Raw genomic sequence first — 14814 nt, forward strand, 5'->3', positions numbered from 1 at the left:
GCCCGGCCGCCGCCCGTTCGGCTGGATCCCGGATGGCCGGCGCGATTCCGGTCAAGCGGCCGATAAGGTCGCCGGATGGACGACGACGTCTCCAGAGTCACGCTCCGCCCGGTGGCCGAGACCGATCTCGAGCTGCTGGAGGAGCTGACCAACGATCCCGTCGCGGCGGGCGAGCACCAGTGGTTCGGCTGGCACGACCCTGGTTACCTGCGCCGCCGCTGGCACGAGACCGGGATGCTCACCACCGACAGCGGCATGCTGGTGCCGACGCTCGGCGGCCGCGTGCTCGGCCTCGTCTCCTGGCACCGCAGCCGCACCGGGCCGGCCTCCTTCTGCTGGAACATGGGCCTGGTGCTGGCGCCGGAAGCCCGTGGCCACGGCTACGGCACCGAAGCCCAGCGCCGGCTCGTCGAATACCTCTTCGCGCACACGCAGCTCAACCGGGTCGAAGCGACGACCGAGGTGGGCAACCGCGCCGAACAGCGCTCGCTCGAGAAAGCCGGCTTCACCCGCGAAGGCGTCCTTCGCGGGTACGACTTCCGAGACGGCGAGTGGCGCGACCACGTCATCTACTCGGTCGTGCGCTCCGACCTGGCGAAGAGCTAGGCGATCACGCCCGCCGAACGCAGGGCGCCGAGGTCCGTGACGCCCAGTTCGGCCAGCACGGCTTCGGTGTCGGATCCCTTGGCGTGCGGGGCTTCCGGCGTCTCCGGCGGAGTCCGGTCGAACCGCGGCGCCGGGGCCGGCTGGACCATGCCGCCGATGTCGACGAAGGTGCCGCGCGCCGCGTTGTGCGGGTGCGACGCGGCTTCCTCCGGCGACAGCACCGGCGTCAGGCACGCGTCGGTGCCTTCGGCGCGCGCGACGAGCTCGTCCCGCGTGTGCTTCGCGATCGCCCCCGCCACGATCTCGCGAAGGCGCGGCCACTGCGACTTGTCGATGTGCAGCGGCAGCTCCGCCGGATCCAGCTCGAGGACCTTGACGAGTTCGCCCCAGAACCGCATCTCGATCGCGCCGACGGCGACGTACTTGCCGTCCGCGGTCTCGTAGGTGTCGTAGAACGGCGCGCCGCCGTCAAGCATGTTCTCGCCGCGCTCGTCGGACCACAGGCCGGCCGCCTTGATGCCGTGCAGGCTCGTGGTGAGCAGCGCGGCGCCGTCGACCATCGACGCGTCGACGACCTGGCCCCGGCCCGAGGTGTTCCGTTCGTACAGCGCGGCCAGGACGCCCATCGCGAGCAGCAGCCCGCCGCCGCCGAAGTCGCCGATGAGGTTGAGCGGCGGCACGGGCCGCTCGCCCGCGCGCCCGATCGGTTCGAGCGCGCCGGCGATGCCGATGTAGTTGATGTCGTGCCCGGCGGCCGAAGCGAGCGGGCCGTCCTGGCCCCAGCCGGTCATCCGGCCGTAGACCAGGCGGGGGTTGCGGGCGTGCACGACGTCCGGGCCGAGCCCGATCCGCTCGGCGACGCCCGGGCGGAAGCCCTCGATGAGCACGTCGGCGGTGTCGCACAGCTTCAGCACCAGTTCGACGCCTTCGGGTGTCTTGGTGTTGATGCCGACGGACCGGCGGCCGCGCGCGAGGGGGTCGGTCTGGATGCCGAGCACGTCCTCCCCCGGCTGCGCGCGGTCGACGCGGACGACGTCGGCGCCGAGGTCGGCGAGGATCATCGTGGCGAACGGCCCCGGGGCGAGCCCGGCGAGTTCGACCACCTTCAGGCCGCTGAGCGGACCTGCTTTCATGACCGAGGTCCTTTCAGAGCGAGCGGGAGATGATTTCCTTCATGATCTCGCTGGTGCCACCGAAGATCCGGGAAATCCGGACGTCGGCCCAGGCCCGCGCGATCGGGTACTCGGTCATGTAGCCGTAGCCGCCGAAGAGCTGCACGCAGTCGTCGATCACCTTGTTGACCCGCTCGGTGGTCCACAGCTTCGCCATCGCCGCGCCCTGGACGTCGAGCTCGCCCTTGAGGTGCCGTTCGATGCACTGGTCGAGGAACGCCCGCGCGACGGCCGCTTCCGTGGCCGCCTCGGCGAGGGTGAACTTGGTGTTCTGGAAGGAGAAGATGGGACGGCCGAACGCCGTGCGCTCCTTGGTGTACTCGAGCGTGAGGTCGACCGCCGCCTCCAGCCCGGCCACCGCGGTGACGGCGATGATCAGCCGTTCCTGGGGCAGCTGCAGCATCAGCTGGATGAAGCCCTGGCCCTCGGCGTCGCCGAGGAGGTTGGCGGCGGGCACGCGGACGTCGTCGAAGAACAGCTCGGCGGTGTCCTGGCCCTTCATCCCGACCTTGTCGAGGACGCGGCCGCGCCGGAAGCCCGGCGTGTCGGTCTCGACCACGATCAGCGAGACGCCCTGCGCGCCCGCGTCGGGGTCGGTCTTGCAGGCGACGACGACGAGGTCGGCGTGGAACCCGTTGGTGATGAAGGTCTTCGCGCCGTTGAGGACGTAGTGGTCGCCGTCGCGGACTGCGCGAGTCTTGATGCCCTGCAGATCGGAGCCGGTGCCGGGCTCGGTCATCGCGATCGCGCCGACCATCTCGCCGCTGGCCAGCTTCGGCAGCCACTCCCGCTTCTTCTCCTCCGCGGCGTACGCGAGGATGTAGTGCGCGACGATTCCGTTGTGGACGGTGACGCCCCACGCGCTGTCGCCGGACCGGGCCTGCTCTTCGTAGAGCACGGCTTCGTGGGCGAAGGTGCCGCCGCCCCCGCCGTACTCCTCGGGGATGGACAGGCACAGCAGGCCGACGTCGCCGGCCTTCGTCCACAGCTCGCGGTCGACCTTCTTCTCCGCCGCCCAGCGTTCCTGGTGCGGGACGGCCTCCTTCTGCAGGAACGACCGCGACAGCTCGCGGAGGTCTTCGAGCTCGGTCGTGCTCCACGAGCTCTTCGGCAGTTGCAGCGGCACGGGTACCCCTCCTGCTGGGCAGTGCTGGAAAACATGACGTTCAGCATGTAAGTTCTCTCCGGAATGTACATCCGTACCGGCCTGTAGGTAAAGGGGAGGCCGAAGTGACCGAGACGGCGCACCGGACCCAGGCGCAGCGGCGCGAACAGACCCGCACGGCGCTGCTCGACGCCACCATCGACTGCCTGGTGGACGTCGGCTACGCGCGCACCTCGGTGCAGGAGATCTGCGCCCGGGCGGGCGTGTCGAAGGGCGCGGTGCAGCACCACTTCACCGCGAAGGCCGAGCTGATGGCGGCCGCCGTCGAGCACCTGACGACGAAGCTGCGGCGCCAGCTCGCGAAGTCGCTGGACGAGCTGCCCAGCGGCGGCACGGGTGTCGCCGCGGCCATCGACCTGCTGTGGACCGGCTACTCCGGGACGCTCTCGACCGCCGTCACCGAGCTGTGGGTCGCCGCCCGCACCGACCCCGAGCTGCGCGCGGCCATCCGCCCGGTCGACCGCGCGCTCGGCCGCGCCACGCTCGAGCACGTCACCCAGGTCGCCGGCGAACTCCCGCCCGAACGCGCCGAGATGCTGTTCTGGCTCACCGTGAACCTCACGCGCGGACTGGCACTGGACGCCGAGCTCGGCGGTGACCCGAACCGGCGCCGCCAGCTCCTGGAGGAGTGGAAGCGGATCGCCGTCCTGCTCTACCAGGACGCCGCCACTGCGCCGAGCTGACTAGCACGGCGGGCGTCGCACGCACCAGCGCAGCGCTACCCCTTATCGCCCAGCGGGATTCGTGGTCCAATCCCCCGGAAAGAGGGGAGCTTCGATGACCGCCACCCCGTACGCGCAGTACCCCTACGGGCCGCCACCCGCCCAGCCGCCCGCCGACCCGGGCGCGCTCTTCCGGCTGCTCGCCGGGATGCTCGGCGCCCTCGCCGCCGTCCTCGTCGTGGCCGGCTCGTTCCTGCCGCAGACGTCGTTCGAGCAGATCTCGGACGGCAAGACCGCGAGCAGCCAGACGATCAGCGCCTGGACCCGCTCCTTCGACGTCGAACCCGGCGACGAAACGAAGAAGTTCTACGAGAACGCCCACGTCGCGCGCTACGGCATCCCGCTCACCGCCGGCGCGGTCGTGCTGCTGGCCGGGGCCGGGCTGGCGTTCGCGGGCACGCGGCGCTCGGCACGCCCCGGGGTCCGCTCGGGCGCCCGGACGGCGCTGGTGGCCGGCGGCGCCGGAGTGGCCGCGGCGGTGTGGATGCTCGGCATGGACGTCTCGGCGACGTTGAGCTACGAGTCCGACGAGGGTGCGTACCGGTCGCACTACGCGACGGGGACGGGGTTCTGGGTGCTGCTCGGCGGCGGGGTCGTCGCGCTGGCGGCACTGGTGTTCGCCGTGCTCTCCGGACGGCGAACTGCTGCGGCGGCTCCGGCCGGGCCGCCTCCCGGGCCGTACCAGCAGCAGTCGCGGCCGTACCCGGTGCCGCCGCAGCAGTTCGCGGGCGGGCAGCCGTATCCGGGCCCCGGCTCGCCGCAGTACCCGGGCCAGGCGCCCTATCCGGGTGCGGCGCAGTATCCCGGGTCGGCGCAGCACCCGGGTTCGGCGCAGTATCCGGGGTCGCAGCCGTTCCCCGCGCAGGCCGGACCGCCGTCACAGCCGTTCCCGGCGCAGGCCGGTGACCCGTCGCCACAGCCGTTCCCCGGCCAGGCCGCTGACCCGTCGTCACAGCCCTTCCCGCCGCAGGTCAGCGACCTGTCGCCACAGCCGTTCCCCGGCCAGGCCGGTGACCCCTCGTCGCAGCCGTTCCCGGCCCAGCCCGGAGCGGCGCCCTCCGAGCCGTTCCCCGCGCACCCGGGCGGGGTTTCGGCGCGGCTCGACGATCCCTACGGCGGCGCGACGCAGGCGCAGCAGCACCCGGGGCAGGAACCGGCGTCGCCGACCGAGCCGAACTACCAGCTCCCGCCCCTCAACCCACCCAAAACGTGAATCTTTTTCACATCAGACTGGACATCTGACGTACCGACGGTATGGTGTACTCGTCGGTAACCCCTGCGCGGCGTCGCGCGGACTCCGGACGCCGCGGAACGGAGACGTCATGACCAGCACCACCCCCGCGAACACGGTCGAAGCCACCCCCCTGCCGCCGACCGTCGGCGGTGTCGCCGGGGCGCCCGGCTCGGCGCGGGCGGCCGAGCTCGTCGCCCGCGTGACGGGCGGCGCGGACTCGGCGCCGATCCGGATGCGCGCGCCCTTCACCGGGCAGCCGATCGCGACCCTGCCCCAGGCCACCGACGCCGACGTCCGCTCGGTGTTCGCGAGCGCGCGGACGGCCCAGCGGGCGTGGGCGGACCGCTCCCCCGCCGAGCGCGCCCGCGTCCTCACCCGCCTGCACGACCTGGTGCTCGCCCGGCAGGACGAGGTGCTCGACCTCGTGCAGATCGAAGCGGGCAAGGCGCGGCTCGACGCGTTCGACGAGGTCAGCGCGACGGCCCTGGTCGCGGCCTACTACGGCAAGCACGCGGCGAAGCTCCTCGCCCCGCGGCGCGTCGCCGGCGTCATCCCGGGCCTGACCCGCGCCGGCGAGCTCCGGCACCCCAAGGGCGTCGTCGGCATCATCTCGCCGTGGAACTACCCCCTGGCGCTCACCGCGATGGACGTCTTCCCGGCGCTGGCCGCCGGCAACGCCGTGGTGCAGAAGCCGGACAACCAGACCGCGCTGTCGGCGCTCTGGCTGCACGAGCTCGCCGAGGAGGCCGGGCTGCCGGCCGGGACCTGGCAGATCGTGCTCGGCCGCGGCTCGAAGATCGGCACCGCCCTGGTCGAGGAGTCGGACTACCTGTGCTTCACCGGGTCCACGCCGACCGGCAAGGAACTGGCCGGGCAGGTGGCGAAGCGGCTGACGTCGTACTCGCTCGAGCTCGGCGGCAAGAACCCGATGATCGTGCTGCCCGACGCCGACATCGCGAAGGCCGCGACCGGCGCGGTGACGGCGTGCTTCTCCTCGGCCGGGCAGCTGTGCGTGTCGGTCGAGCGGATCTACGTCCACGAAGACATCCGCGAGGAGTTCACCCGGGCGTTCGTGGCCCGCACCGCCGCGCTGAAACTCGGCGGCGCCCTGGACTACCAGGCCCAGATGGGGTCGCTGACCTCGGAAGACCAGCTCGCGACGGTGTCGGCGCACGTCGAGGACGCCCGCGCGAAGGGTGCTTCGGTGCTCACCGGCGGACGGCCGAGGCCCGACCTCGGCCCGCTGTTCTACGAACCGACGGTCCTCTCCGGCGTCACCCCGGACATGGTGCCGTTCGCCGAGGAGACGTTCGGGCCGGTCGTGTCGATCTACGGCTACACCGACGTCACCGAGGCCATCGACCGGGCCAACGACACGCCGTTCGGGCTCAACGCCAGCGTCTGGTCCCGCAACGGCCGCGCGGGCTGGGAGGTCGCGGCGCGCCTGAAGGCCGGGACGGTCAACGTGAACGAGGGCTACGCGGCGACGTTCGGCAGCGTCGGCGTCCCGATGGGCGGGATGAAGGAGTCCGGCGTCGGCCGCCGCAACGGCGCCGAAGGCCTGCTGAAGTACACGGAGTCCCAGTCGATCGCGCTGCAGCGCGGCCTGGCCCTGCGCCCGCCGCGCGGGATCCCGGGCTCGCTGTGGTCCCGCGGCATGACGTTCGGCCTCAAGGCCCTCCGCCGCCTCCCCCGCTGACCCGGAACTCGCGTGATCCAGCGGGCATCACGCGTGATTGGACGGGCATCTCGCGTGATTGGCGGGGCATCAGCCCGATGCCTCGCCCATCACGAATGATGCCCCGCTGTTACCCCGGGATACCCCTCCCGTCACGCGTGTTCGGCGGTGGGGGCCGTCAACAGGCCGCGGTCGTAGGCGATCGCCACCGCTTCCGCGCGGCGGCTCGCGCCGAGTTTCGCCATCACGCGGGACAGGTGGACGCTCACCGTCTTCTCGCTGATGTACAGCTCTTCGCCGACCTGGCGGTTCGTGCGGCCGAGGGCGACGCGCTCGAGGACGTCGCGCTCGCGGTCGGTCAGCGGGTCGGTGACCGACCGGGCCGGGGCCGCCGGTTCCGCGCCCGCCAGCTCGACGCGGGCGCGGTGCGCCAGATCCCGGACGGCGTCGCGCAGCGGGATCGCGCCGAGGCGGACCGCCACCGCGTGGGCCGCTTCGAGGGACGCACGGGCATCGCCGTCCGCCGCCAGCAGGGCTTCGGCTTCGTGCCAGCGGCAGATCGCCTGCTCGTACACGGCGCCGTAGCCGAACGCCTCCGCTGCGGCCGCCCACTTCTCCGCGTCGCCCTTGCCGATCAGGCAGGACGCCGCGGCCTCCAGGCGGGCCAGCCACGCCCGGCCTTCCGGCCCGAGCGTCCCCGACCGCGGCTGCCCGACGACCGAGCACATCCGGCCGTGCGCCACCAACCGCTCGCCCGCCGCCACCGCGGCGTCGGCCGCGGCCTGGTCGCCGTGGACCCGGGCACCGGCGGCCGCCGCGGCCGCGGCGGTCACGCCGAGCGCGGCCACCCGGATGCCGGCCAGCAGGCCGGGCTCGATGCGCTCCAGCCAGCCGACGAGGTCTTCGGCCCGGCGCACCGCCTCGGCGTGCTCACCCCGCCAGTACGCCAGCTCGATGCCCGAGCTCCCCGCGGACAGCGGGATCTGCATGTCCGCGGTCCAGTGCTGCCGCAGCCCGGCGACCAGTTTCGCGGCCTCGTCGAACCGGCCGCGGGCGACGACGAACAGCGACCAGATGGCCAGGATCCGCGCGGCGACCGCGCTGGACACCCCGCGCCCGGCGCGGCCGGCGCTCTCGTCCGGCCAGTCGCCCATCAGGTACCGCAGCATCAGCTGCCGCGCCCGCAGCTCCAGCCCGTAGACACTCCAGCTCAGCCCGGCTTCCTCGGCCCGGGCGACACCCCGCGCGGCGTGCTCCAGGGCTTCGGCGAACTCGCCGTGGTCGTCATGGCTCAACGCGAGGAAGTAGGTCGCCCGGATCTCGGTGTTGTACGCGCCCACGTCCCGCGCCTTGCGTTCGGCCTGCCGCAGCCGCTCCCGGGCCTCGGCGGCGTCGCCCCGGGAATCGGCCAGCGTGCCCAGGGTGACCAGGGCGGACGCCTCCGCCCCCGTCGCGCCCACGGCCTGCGCGTCGGCGACCGCGGTGAGCGCGCTTTCCAGCGCTGCCTCGGGCTGGTCGAGGATCCGCAGGAACCCGGCCCGGCTGGCCAGCACCCAGGCGCGCGCCGAGCTGGGTTCGGTGTCCTTCACCAGGTCCCAGGCCCGGTCGATGGCGGCGACCGCCTCGTCCAGGGTGCCCTCCAGCGCGAGCAGCGCGTCCGCCAGCCGCCGCCACACCTTCGCGGCGCGGTCGTTCGGGATGTCCGGGGTCAGCGCCTGGGTGGCGGAGCGGGCGAAGGCCGCGGCCCGCTCGGGCTCGCCGGACGTCCCGGCGAAGTACGAGGCTTCGTACAGCAGCTTCAGCTCGTCGACCCCTTCGGGCCGGTCCTCCGGGGCGACGGCGTCCCAGATGGACAGTGCCTGCTCGACGTGCTGCAGCGCCGACCCGGGCGCGCCGAGCTTCTCGGCCTCGTCCATCGCGCGCAGCAACGCCGGCAGCGCCGTGACGAGGTCGCTGCTCTGCATCGAGTGGTAGGCCAGCTTCGCGTCGTGCCCGCGGCCCTGCGGCCGCGCCTTGATCCGCGCCGCGTACCCCGCGTGCGTGCGCGACCGCTCCCCCGGCAGCAGGTCGCCGTACACCGCTTCCTGCAGCAACGCGTGCCGGAAGATGTAGGAACCGTCCGAGAGCACCACCAGCACGTGGTGCTGGACGGCCTCGCGCAGCGCTTCGTCGAGTTCGAGCTCCCCCAGCCCGCAGACGGCGGCGAGCGCGGCGTGCATCACCGGTTCGGTGGCCACCGAGAGCACGCGGACCACGCGGCGGGCGTCCGGCGAGAGCCGCTCGAGCCGGGACAGCAGCACCTCGGCCAGCCCGGCGGGCAGGTCGTTGCACTCGGTCTTGGTGGCGAGCAGCTCTTCGGCGAAGAACGGGTTGCCCTGGGAGCGGGTGACGATGTCGGCCACGACGTCCGACGGCAGGGGCGCGTCGGCGAGCGCTTCGACGAACCTGCGGGCGTCGGCGGTGCCGAACGGGTGCAGGTCAACCCGCTCGACGGTGGCGAGCCGGACCAGCTCCGAGAGGAGGGCGCGCAGCGGGTGGCGCCGGTGCACGTCCTCCTCGCGGTAGCTGCCCACGACCAGGAGCCGCTGCGCCCGCAGCCTGCTGAGCAGGAAGGACAGCAGGTTGCGGGTCGAGGCGTCGGCCCAGTGGAGGTCCTCCAGGAGGATCACCACGGGCCGCGACTCGGCGATCTCGGTCAGCACCCCCAGTACCGCGTCGAACAACTGCAGCTGACCGAGATCCTGCTCCGGCCGGGGACGCACCATGGTTTCCCGGTCGTTCGAGGTCATCGGCGGGTGTTCGGCCGCCCGGGGCTCCTCGACGCCCTGCCCCTGCGGCAGCAGCCGCCCCAGGGCGGGCCGGGCCCGCACCGCGGCGGCGACCGCCGGGTCCGTCGCGCTGCCCAGCGGGGCGAGCGCCTCGGCGAACGGAAGATAAGGAAGACCGCCCTCGCGGACGTCGATGCAGCGGCCGGTGAGCACCAGCGCACCGCACGCCTCGACGTGCTCGCCGAGCGCGGTCAGCAGCCGGGTCTTGCCGACCCCGGCGTCCCCCGAGAGCAGCACCGCGCCGGCTTCGCCCCGTTCGGCCCGGGCGAAGGCGGCGCGGAGCCGCCGCATCTCGTGGGTACGGGCGACGAGCGGGATTCCGGAGCCGAGTCGGGGCACGAGGAGCATTGTTGCTCACCCCACCGACAGTTTCCGACCGCTTATCGCCTTCGACACCATCACCCGCCCCTTACCGGGCGGTCTTGCCGGCGTCGGCGGTCGCCCGCGCGGCCTCGCGGCGCTCCTGCGCCGGTACCTCGACGTCGGTGTGCGCGGCCCGCATGTGGCGGACGGCGCGGCGGGCGCGGGCGGCCCAGGCGCTGCGCCCGGCCTTCCGCAGTTCCTCGGCCCGGTAGGCGGCTTCGGCCCGGACGGCGTCGAGCATGAGATCGCTGTGCATCGTGTTCCCCTGTTCCTGAGTTCACCGGTTGGTAGCACTCAGGTTCGTCCTGAGGGGGCACCTCAGGCATCGGGTGATCACGCAGCCCTGACCGCGAAAAGACCCCTTACTCCCGGCCGAGCCCAGCTCGGCGGGGGTAAGGGGTCTTCGAAACGCGCCTCAGTCGCGCGCCGGGCCGCCGGTCCGCACCGCGGCCAGCAGCCCCCGCCAGCCGGACGCGGGCAGGCGGAACGCACCACCTTCGGGGTCCTTCGAGTCGCGGACAGCGGCGCCACCGGCGACGAAGGCGACCTCGACGCAGTCGTTCCCGCCACCGCTGTGGCTGCTCTTGCGCCAGCGCGCCCCGGACAATCCGTCTTCCATGGTCCCCACCACTCCTTACTGTGTCCTCGGTTCCAGATGGTGCACCGGAGCCGGTACGGCCGCCTGTTCGGCGAACCGTCCGGCCGCCTCGGCGATCAAGTTCACCGAGTCGTCCGGCTTCAGTGCGGCCGCGCGCAGATGGTCGAACATCAGCCCGTAGCGCCGGACGTCTGTGGGTTCCTCCAGGTAGAGGCCGCTGGACGTGCTGTCGTCGACGTAGACGACGTCCGGGTCGGCCTGCTCGGGGAAGCCCATGATCAGGAAGGGGCCCTCCATACCGGGGTGGGCGCCGGCGCCGAACGGCACGACCTGGACGGTCACGTTCGGCTTCTCGGCGACCGCGATCATGCGGTACAACTGCTCGGCCATCACCTCGGGGCCGTCGACCACGCGGCGCAGCACGGCTTCGTCCATCACCGCCCAGTACTCCGGTGGCGGTGTGTCGGACAGGAGCTCCTGGCGCGCCATCCGGGCGGCGACGCGGCGGCGGATCTCGGCCTCGTCGGCGTCCGGCCGCAGGGCCCGGATCACCGCGCGGGCGTACCGCTCGGTCTGCAGCAGCCCCGGCACGAGCAGGGCCTGGAACGCGCGCAGGGAGCTGGCGTCGGCTTCGAGCCCGACGAACGTGCCGGTGAAGACCTCGTTGTAAGCGTGCCACCAGCCGCGCTTGCGGGCCTCCCTGGCCAGCTGGACGAGCGCCTCCTGCTCGTCGCCGACGATGCCGTAGAGGGCCAGCATGTCCCGGGCATCGCGCGGGGTGACCCCGACGTGCCCGGTTTCGATGCGGCTGATCTTCGAGGCGGAGCACTCGAGCTTCTCGCCGACCTCGTCGATGGTGAGGTCCGCGGCTTCGCGGAGCCGGCGCAGCTCTCCCGCGAGCCTCCGGCGGCGAACCGTGGGGCTCTGTCCCCTTGCCATCGCGGCACCTCCGGATGTCGACGGCGTCGTGGCCGTTCGCGTGCTTCCTGTGTATCTAACCAGCCGGGCGTGGACCTGGTGGGGCATTAACGCGGGCCCGATTTCCCGGCGCCGATCTGCAATTTGCAGAATGCTCTTGTATCCTCGCACCCTGCACTGCCAGAGCTGGTGCCACCACACCGGGTGGTCCGCCCGATGTGGCCACGACCGGCCTCTGAGCAGGGTAGACGATGATCGCGCGAAGTGCCGCCCGGTCATTTGACGAAGGGGTCCGGGGCTGCCCCCCGATCGGTCCCGGGCCCCTTCCCCGGCCCGAATGCCCTATTCCGGCGACGAATATTCTGACTATTCGTCGCCCGTAAGGGTGATTTCCCGACGGACTTCAGAGGACGCGCAGGAGTCCTTCTTGGACGACCGTCGCGATGAGGGTCCCGTCCGCGGCGAAGAACCGGCCCGTGGCCAGGCCACGGGCGCCCGACGCCGTCGGCGAGGCGCTGTCGTAGAGGAACCACTCGTCGGCGCGGAACGGCCGGTGGAACCAGAGCGCGTGGTCCAGGCTGGCGCCGAGCACCTTGTCGGTGTCCCAGTAGACGCCGTGGCGCGCGAGCACCGAGTCCAGCAGGGTCATGTCCGAGGCGTAGGTCAGCACGCAGACGTGCAGCAGCTGGTTGTCGCCCAGTTTGCCGTCGGCGCGCATCCACACCTGGTTGCGCGCGGGCGGCTCGCCGGTCTGGCGGGTGACCCACGGCGGGTCGTTGACGTACCGCAGGTCGATCGGCCGCGGCCGGCTGTGCGCGCCGATCGCGTAGCCCTCGGCGCGCTCCATCAGCGTCGGCAGCGTCTCCGGCGCCGGCACGCCCTCCGGCATCGCTTCGGCGTGCTCGATGCCCGGTTCGTCCTTCTGGAACGACGCCGAGAGCGAGAAGATCGCCTTGCCGTGCTGGATCGCGACGACCCGGCGGGTGGTGAACGACCGGCCGTCGCGGATCCGGTCGACCTCGTAGACGATCGGCACGCTGGGGTCGCCGCCGCGGATGAAGTACGCGTGCAGCGAGTGGACCCGGCGTTCCGCGGGGACCGTGCGCCCGGCCGCGACCAGCGCCTGGCCGGCGACCTGCCCGCCGAACACCCGCACGGGCGAGTGGGCGGGCGAGACGCCGCGGAAGATGTTCTCTTCGATCTTCTCCAGGTCGAGCAGCGCGATCAGGCGGTCCAGCACGGGCTGGCCGCCACCCGGGATCTCCAGTTCGGTGGCGGCCGTCCTGGCCAATTCAGTCATGCTTGGACCTTAGGCCCATACTGAGCGGTCGGTCTCTCAAGCGTGGTCGTCTTCACCGAGGCGGTGCACCCGGATCAGGTTGGTCGACCCGACGGTCCCCGGCGGCGAACCGGCCACGATGACGACCAGGTCGCCCTTCTGGTACTTGCCCATCTCCAGCATCGCGTGGTCGACCTGCTGAATCATCTGGTCGGTGGAGCTGACCTGCGGGACGATGTGGGTGTTGGTGCCCCACGTCATCGACAGCTGGCTGCGCACGCACTCTTCGGGCGTGAAGGCCAGCAGCGGCAGCCGGGTGTGCAGCCGGGCCAGGCGGCGCACGGTGTCACCGGACTGCGTGAAGGCGACCAGGGCCTTCGCGTTCAGCCGCTCGCCGATGTCGCGGGCGGCGTAGGAGATCACGCCGCGCTTGGTGCGCGGGACGTGCGAGAGCGGCGGCACGATCGGCGAGTCGGTCTCGACCGCCTCGATGATCCGGCCCATCGTCTCGACGACCTCGATCGCGTACCGGCCGACGCTGGTCTCGCCGGAGAGCATCAGCGCGTCGGCACCGTCGAGGACGGCGTTCGCGACGTCGGAGGCCTCGGCGCGGGTCGGCCGGGAGTTGTTGATCATCGACTCGAGCATCTGCGTCGCGACGATGACCGGCTTCGCGTTCTCGCGGCAGATCTGGATGGCGCGCTTCTGCACCAGGGGAACCTGCTCCAGCGGCAGCTCGACGCCGAGGTCGCCGCGGGCGACCATCACGGCGTCGAAGGCCAGCACGATGGCCTCGAGGTTGTAGACGGCCTCGGGCTTCTCGATCTTCGCCACGACCGGCAGCCGGCCCTTGCCCATGCGGTCCATCACCTGGTGGACCAGGTCGATGTCGGCCGGCGACCGGACGAACGACAGGGCGATGAAGTCCACTCCCAGCTCGAGGGCGAACTCGAGGTCCTCGATGTCCTTGTCGGACAGCGCCGGCACGGAGACGTCCATGCCGGGCAGCGAGACGCCCTTGTTGTTGCTGACCGGGCCGCCTTCGGTGACCTCGCAGACCACGTCCTGGCCTTCGACCTTCTGCACGACCAGGCCGACCTTGCCGTCGTCGACGAGCAGGCGGTCACCGGGCTTGGCGTCCTTCGCCAGGCCCTTGTAGGTCGTCGAGACCCGGTCGTGGGTGCCGGCGACGTCCTCGACCGTGATCCGGACGATGTCGCCGTTGTGCCACTCGACCGGGCCGCCGGCGAAGGTGCCCAGGCGGATCTTCGGGCCCTGCAGGTCGGCGAGGATGCCGACCGCCCGGCCGCCCTCGGCGGCCGCGGCCCGGATCAGGTCGTAGACCTGCTTGTGGTCGCTGTGGCTCCCGTGGCTGAAGTTCATTCTCGCGACGTCCATTCCGGCGTCGACGAGAGCCCGCATCTTCTCCGGCGTGGCAGTGGCGGGGCCCAGGGTACAAACGATCTTCGCGCGTCGGCTCACGTTCGCACAGCGTAGTCCCTCTCCGCGCGTTCGTCTGTACCGATACCGAATGTTCAAGAAAAGTGTTCAGAAAACCTGCTTGGTCAGGTCACGCTAGCGACGCGGCTGCTCACTCGGACCGACCCGGTCGCGGGCCCACTCGTTGAACTCGCGCACCTGCCGCCAGGCCTTTTTCACCCGGTCGAGGGCCCCTCGCTCGTGCAGGACGTCGTCCGGCTCCCACGCCCGGACCGCGTACACCGAGCGGTAGCGCAGCAGGTCGAGGCGGGGGTGATCGGCGTCGAACCCGCGCGGCTTCGACTTCAGCCGGTCGCCCCGGACCTCCCAGCCCGTGCGCTCGAGCTTCGCGAGGATCTTCCGCAGCGCCTCGCCGTGCAGCTCGGTGTCGACGGCCTGGCGGAACCGCGCGAGCTGGTCGGACGCCAGGTGGAAGCAGCCGCCGCCGACGCGCAGGCCCTCGGGGCCCACCTCGACGTAGTAGGCGCCGGCGCCGCGGCCCTGCTCGATGACCGCGCCGCAGTGGGTCTTGTACGGCGTCTTGTCCTTGGCGAACCGGACGTCGCGGTAGGGGCGGAACACCTTGGGCTCGCCGAAGCCGTCGGAGAACTCGGGCGCGAGCTCGGCGAGCAGGGCCTCCATCGGGGCACGGACGTCGTTCTTGTAGGTCTCGACGTTGTCGTCCCAGTACGGCTTGGAGTTGTCCTCCACCAGCCCGTCGAAGAAGTCGATGGCGTACTCGCCGAATCCGCTGAACGTCACGGCGTGGACG

13 protein-coding genes are annotated in these 14814 nt (G+C 72.0%); 4 read left to right on the forward strand and 9 right to left on the reverse strand.

From position 1 onward, the window contains the following. Window positions 1-75 precede the first annotated feature (75 nt). Window positions 76-606 (forward strand): GNAT family N-acetyltransferase, encoded by a 531-nt coding sequence (locus ACH54P_RS16100; protein WP_489913467.1) that lies wholly within the window; start codon window positions 76-78, stop codon window positions 604-606. Here ACH54P_RS16100 and ACH54P_RS16105 read toward each other — a convergent pair. Further along, complete coding sequence (locus tag ACH54P_RS16105; RefSeq protein ID WP_489913469.1) at window positions 603-1739, reverse strand: CaiB/BaiF CoA transferase family protein; 1137 nt, start codon at window positions 1737-1739, stop codon at window positions 603-605. The two genes, ACH54P_RS16100 and ACH54P_RS16105, sit on opposite strands and share 4 nt — an antisense overlap. A gap of 13 nt (window positions 1740-1752) precedes the next feature. Beyond that, window positions 1753-2904 carry an acyl-CoA dehydrogenase family protein gene (locus tag ACH54P_RS16110; RefSeq protein WP_489913471.1) on the reverse strand — a complete coding sequence of 384 codons (1152 nt, stop codon included), beginning with the start codon at window positions 2902-2904 and terminating at the stop codon, window positions 1753-1755. A gap of 104 nt (window positions 2905-3008) precedes the next feature. On the opposite strand from ACH54P_RS16110, the gene ACH54P_RS16115 reads away from it, so the two are divergent. The 3 genes from ACH54P_RS16115 to ACH54P_RS16125 all read left to right on the forward strand — a co-directional run bounded on the left by ACH54P_RS16115 (window position 3009) and on the right by ACH54P_RS16125 (window position 6598). Next, window positions 3009-3626 carry a TetR/AcrR family transcriptional regulator gene (locus ACH54P_RS16115; protein ID WP_489913473.1) on the forward strand — a complete coding sequence of 206 codons (618 nt, stop codon included), beginning with the start codon at window positions 3009-3011 and terminating at the stop codon, window positions 3624-3626. 94 nt (window positions 3627-3720) lie between these two features. Continuing rightward, a complete protein-coding gene (locus ACH54P_RS16120; RefSeq protein WP_489913475.1) occupies window positions 3721-4878 on the forward strand; it encodes a hypothetical protein in 1158 nt (385 codons plus the stop codon). 109 nt (window positions 4879-4987) lie between these two features. Further along, window positions 4988-6598, forward strand: a complete 1611-nt coding sequence (locus ACH54P_RS16125; RefSeq protein ID WP_489913477.1) for a succinic semialdehyde dehydrogenase — start codon at window positions 4988-4990, stop codon at window positions 6596-6598. Window positions 6599-6729: 131 nt separating this feature from the next. Here the strand turns inward: ACH54P_RS16125 and ACH54P_RS16130 are convergent, their stop codons facing one another. The 7 genes from ACH54P_RS16130 to ACH54P_RS16160 form a co-directional block, all read right to left on the reverse strand. After that, window positions 6730-9753: a helix-turn-helix transcriptional regulator gene (locus ACH54P_RS16130; protein WP_489913479.1), complete on the reverse strand. Its 3024-nt coding sequence runs from the start codon at window positions 9751-9753 to the stop codon at window positions 6730-6732. Window positions 9754-9814: 61 nt separating this feature from the next. Then, window positions 9815-10024 carry a hypothetical protein gene (locus tag ACH54P_RS16135; protein WP_489913481.1) on the reverse strand — a complete coding sequence of 70 codons (210 nt, stop codon included), beginning with the start codon at window positions 10022-10024 and terminating at the stop codon, window positions 9815-9817. 159 nt (window positions 10025-10183) lie between these two features. Next, window positions 10184-10387, reverse strand: coding sequence for a DUF397 domain-containing protein (locus tag ACH54P_RS16140; protein WP_489913483.1), 204 nt, complete (start codon window positions 10385-10387; stop codon window positions 10184-10186). Between the two features lie 15 nt (window positions 10388-10402). Next, on the reverse strand, window positions 10403-11305 hold the full coding sequence (locus ACH54P_RS16145) for a helix-turn-helix domain-containing protein (protein ID WP_489913485.1): 903 nt from the start codon (window positions 11303-11305) through the stop codon (window positions 10403-10405). 382 nt (window positions 11306-11687) lie between these two features. Continuing rightward, the gene (locus ACH54P_RS16150) at window positions 11688-12584 is read right to left on the reverse strand and encodes an acyl-CoA thioesterase (protein ID WP_489913487.1); all 897 of its coding nucleotides are present in this window, start codon (window positions 12582-12584) and stop codon (window positions 11688-11690) included. Between the two features lie 36 nt (window positions 12585-12620). Next, the gene (pyk, locus tag ACH54P_RS16155; protein ID WP_489913489.1) at window positions 12621-14045 is read right to left on the reverse strand and encodes a pyruvate kinase; all 1425 of its coding nucleotides are present in this window, start codon (window positions 14043-14045) and stop codon (window positions 12621-12623) included. Between the two features lie 93 nt (window positions 14046-14138). Beyond that, the gene (locus tag ACH54P_RS16160) at window positions 14139-14804 is read right to left on the reverse strand and encodes a DUF2461 domain-containing protein (protein WP_489913491.1); all 666 of its coding nucleotides are present in this window, start codon (window positions 14802-14804) and stop codon (window positions 14139-14141) included. Window positions 14805-14814: the final 10 nt, after the last annotated feature.

Source organism: Amycolatopsis sp. N2S4-7, from assembly GCF_058119595.1.

Coding starts and splice junctions, on each gene's coding strand:
- ACH54P_RS16100 (WP_489913467.1), top strand. CDS start 76: ATGGACGACGACGTCTCCAGAGTCACGCTCCGCCCGGTGGCCGAGACC.
- ACH54P_RS16105 (WP_489913469.1), bottom strand. CDS start 1,739: ATGAAAGCAGGTCCGCTCAGCGGCCTGAAGGTGGTCGAACTCGCCGGG.
- ACH54P_RS16120 (WP_489913475.1), top strand. CDS start 3,721: ATGACCGCCACCCCGTACGCGCAGTACCCCTACGGGCCGCCACCCGCC.
- ACH54P_RS16125 (WP_489913477.1), top strand. CDS start 4,988: ATGACCAGCACCACCCCCGCGAACACGGTCGAAGCCACCCCCCTGCCG.
- ACH54P_RS16130 (WP_489913479.1), bottom strand. CDS start 9,753: ATGCTCCTCGTGCCCCGACTCGGCTCCGGAATCCCGCTCGTCGCCCGT.
- ACH54P_RS16135 (WP_489913481.1), bottom strand. CDS start 10,024: ATGCACAGCGATCTCATGCTCGACGCCGTCCGGGCCGAAGCCGCCTAC.
- ACH54P_RS16140 (WP_489913483.1), bottom strand. CDS start 10,387: ATGGAAGACGGATTGTCCGGGGCGCGCTGGCGCAAGAGCAGCCACAGC.
- ACH54P_RS16145 (WP_489913485.1), bottom strand. CDS start 11,305: ATGGCAAGGGGACAGAGCCCCACGGTTCGCCGCCGGAGGCTCGCGGGA.
- ACH54P_RS16150 (WP_489913487.1), bottom strand. CDS start 12,584: ATGACTGAATTGGCCAGGACGGCCGCCACCGAACTGGAGATCCCGGGT.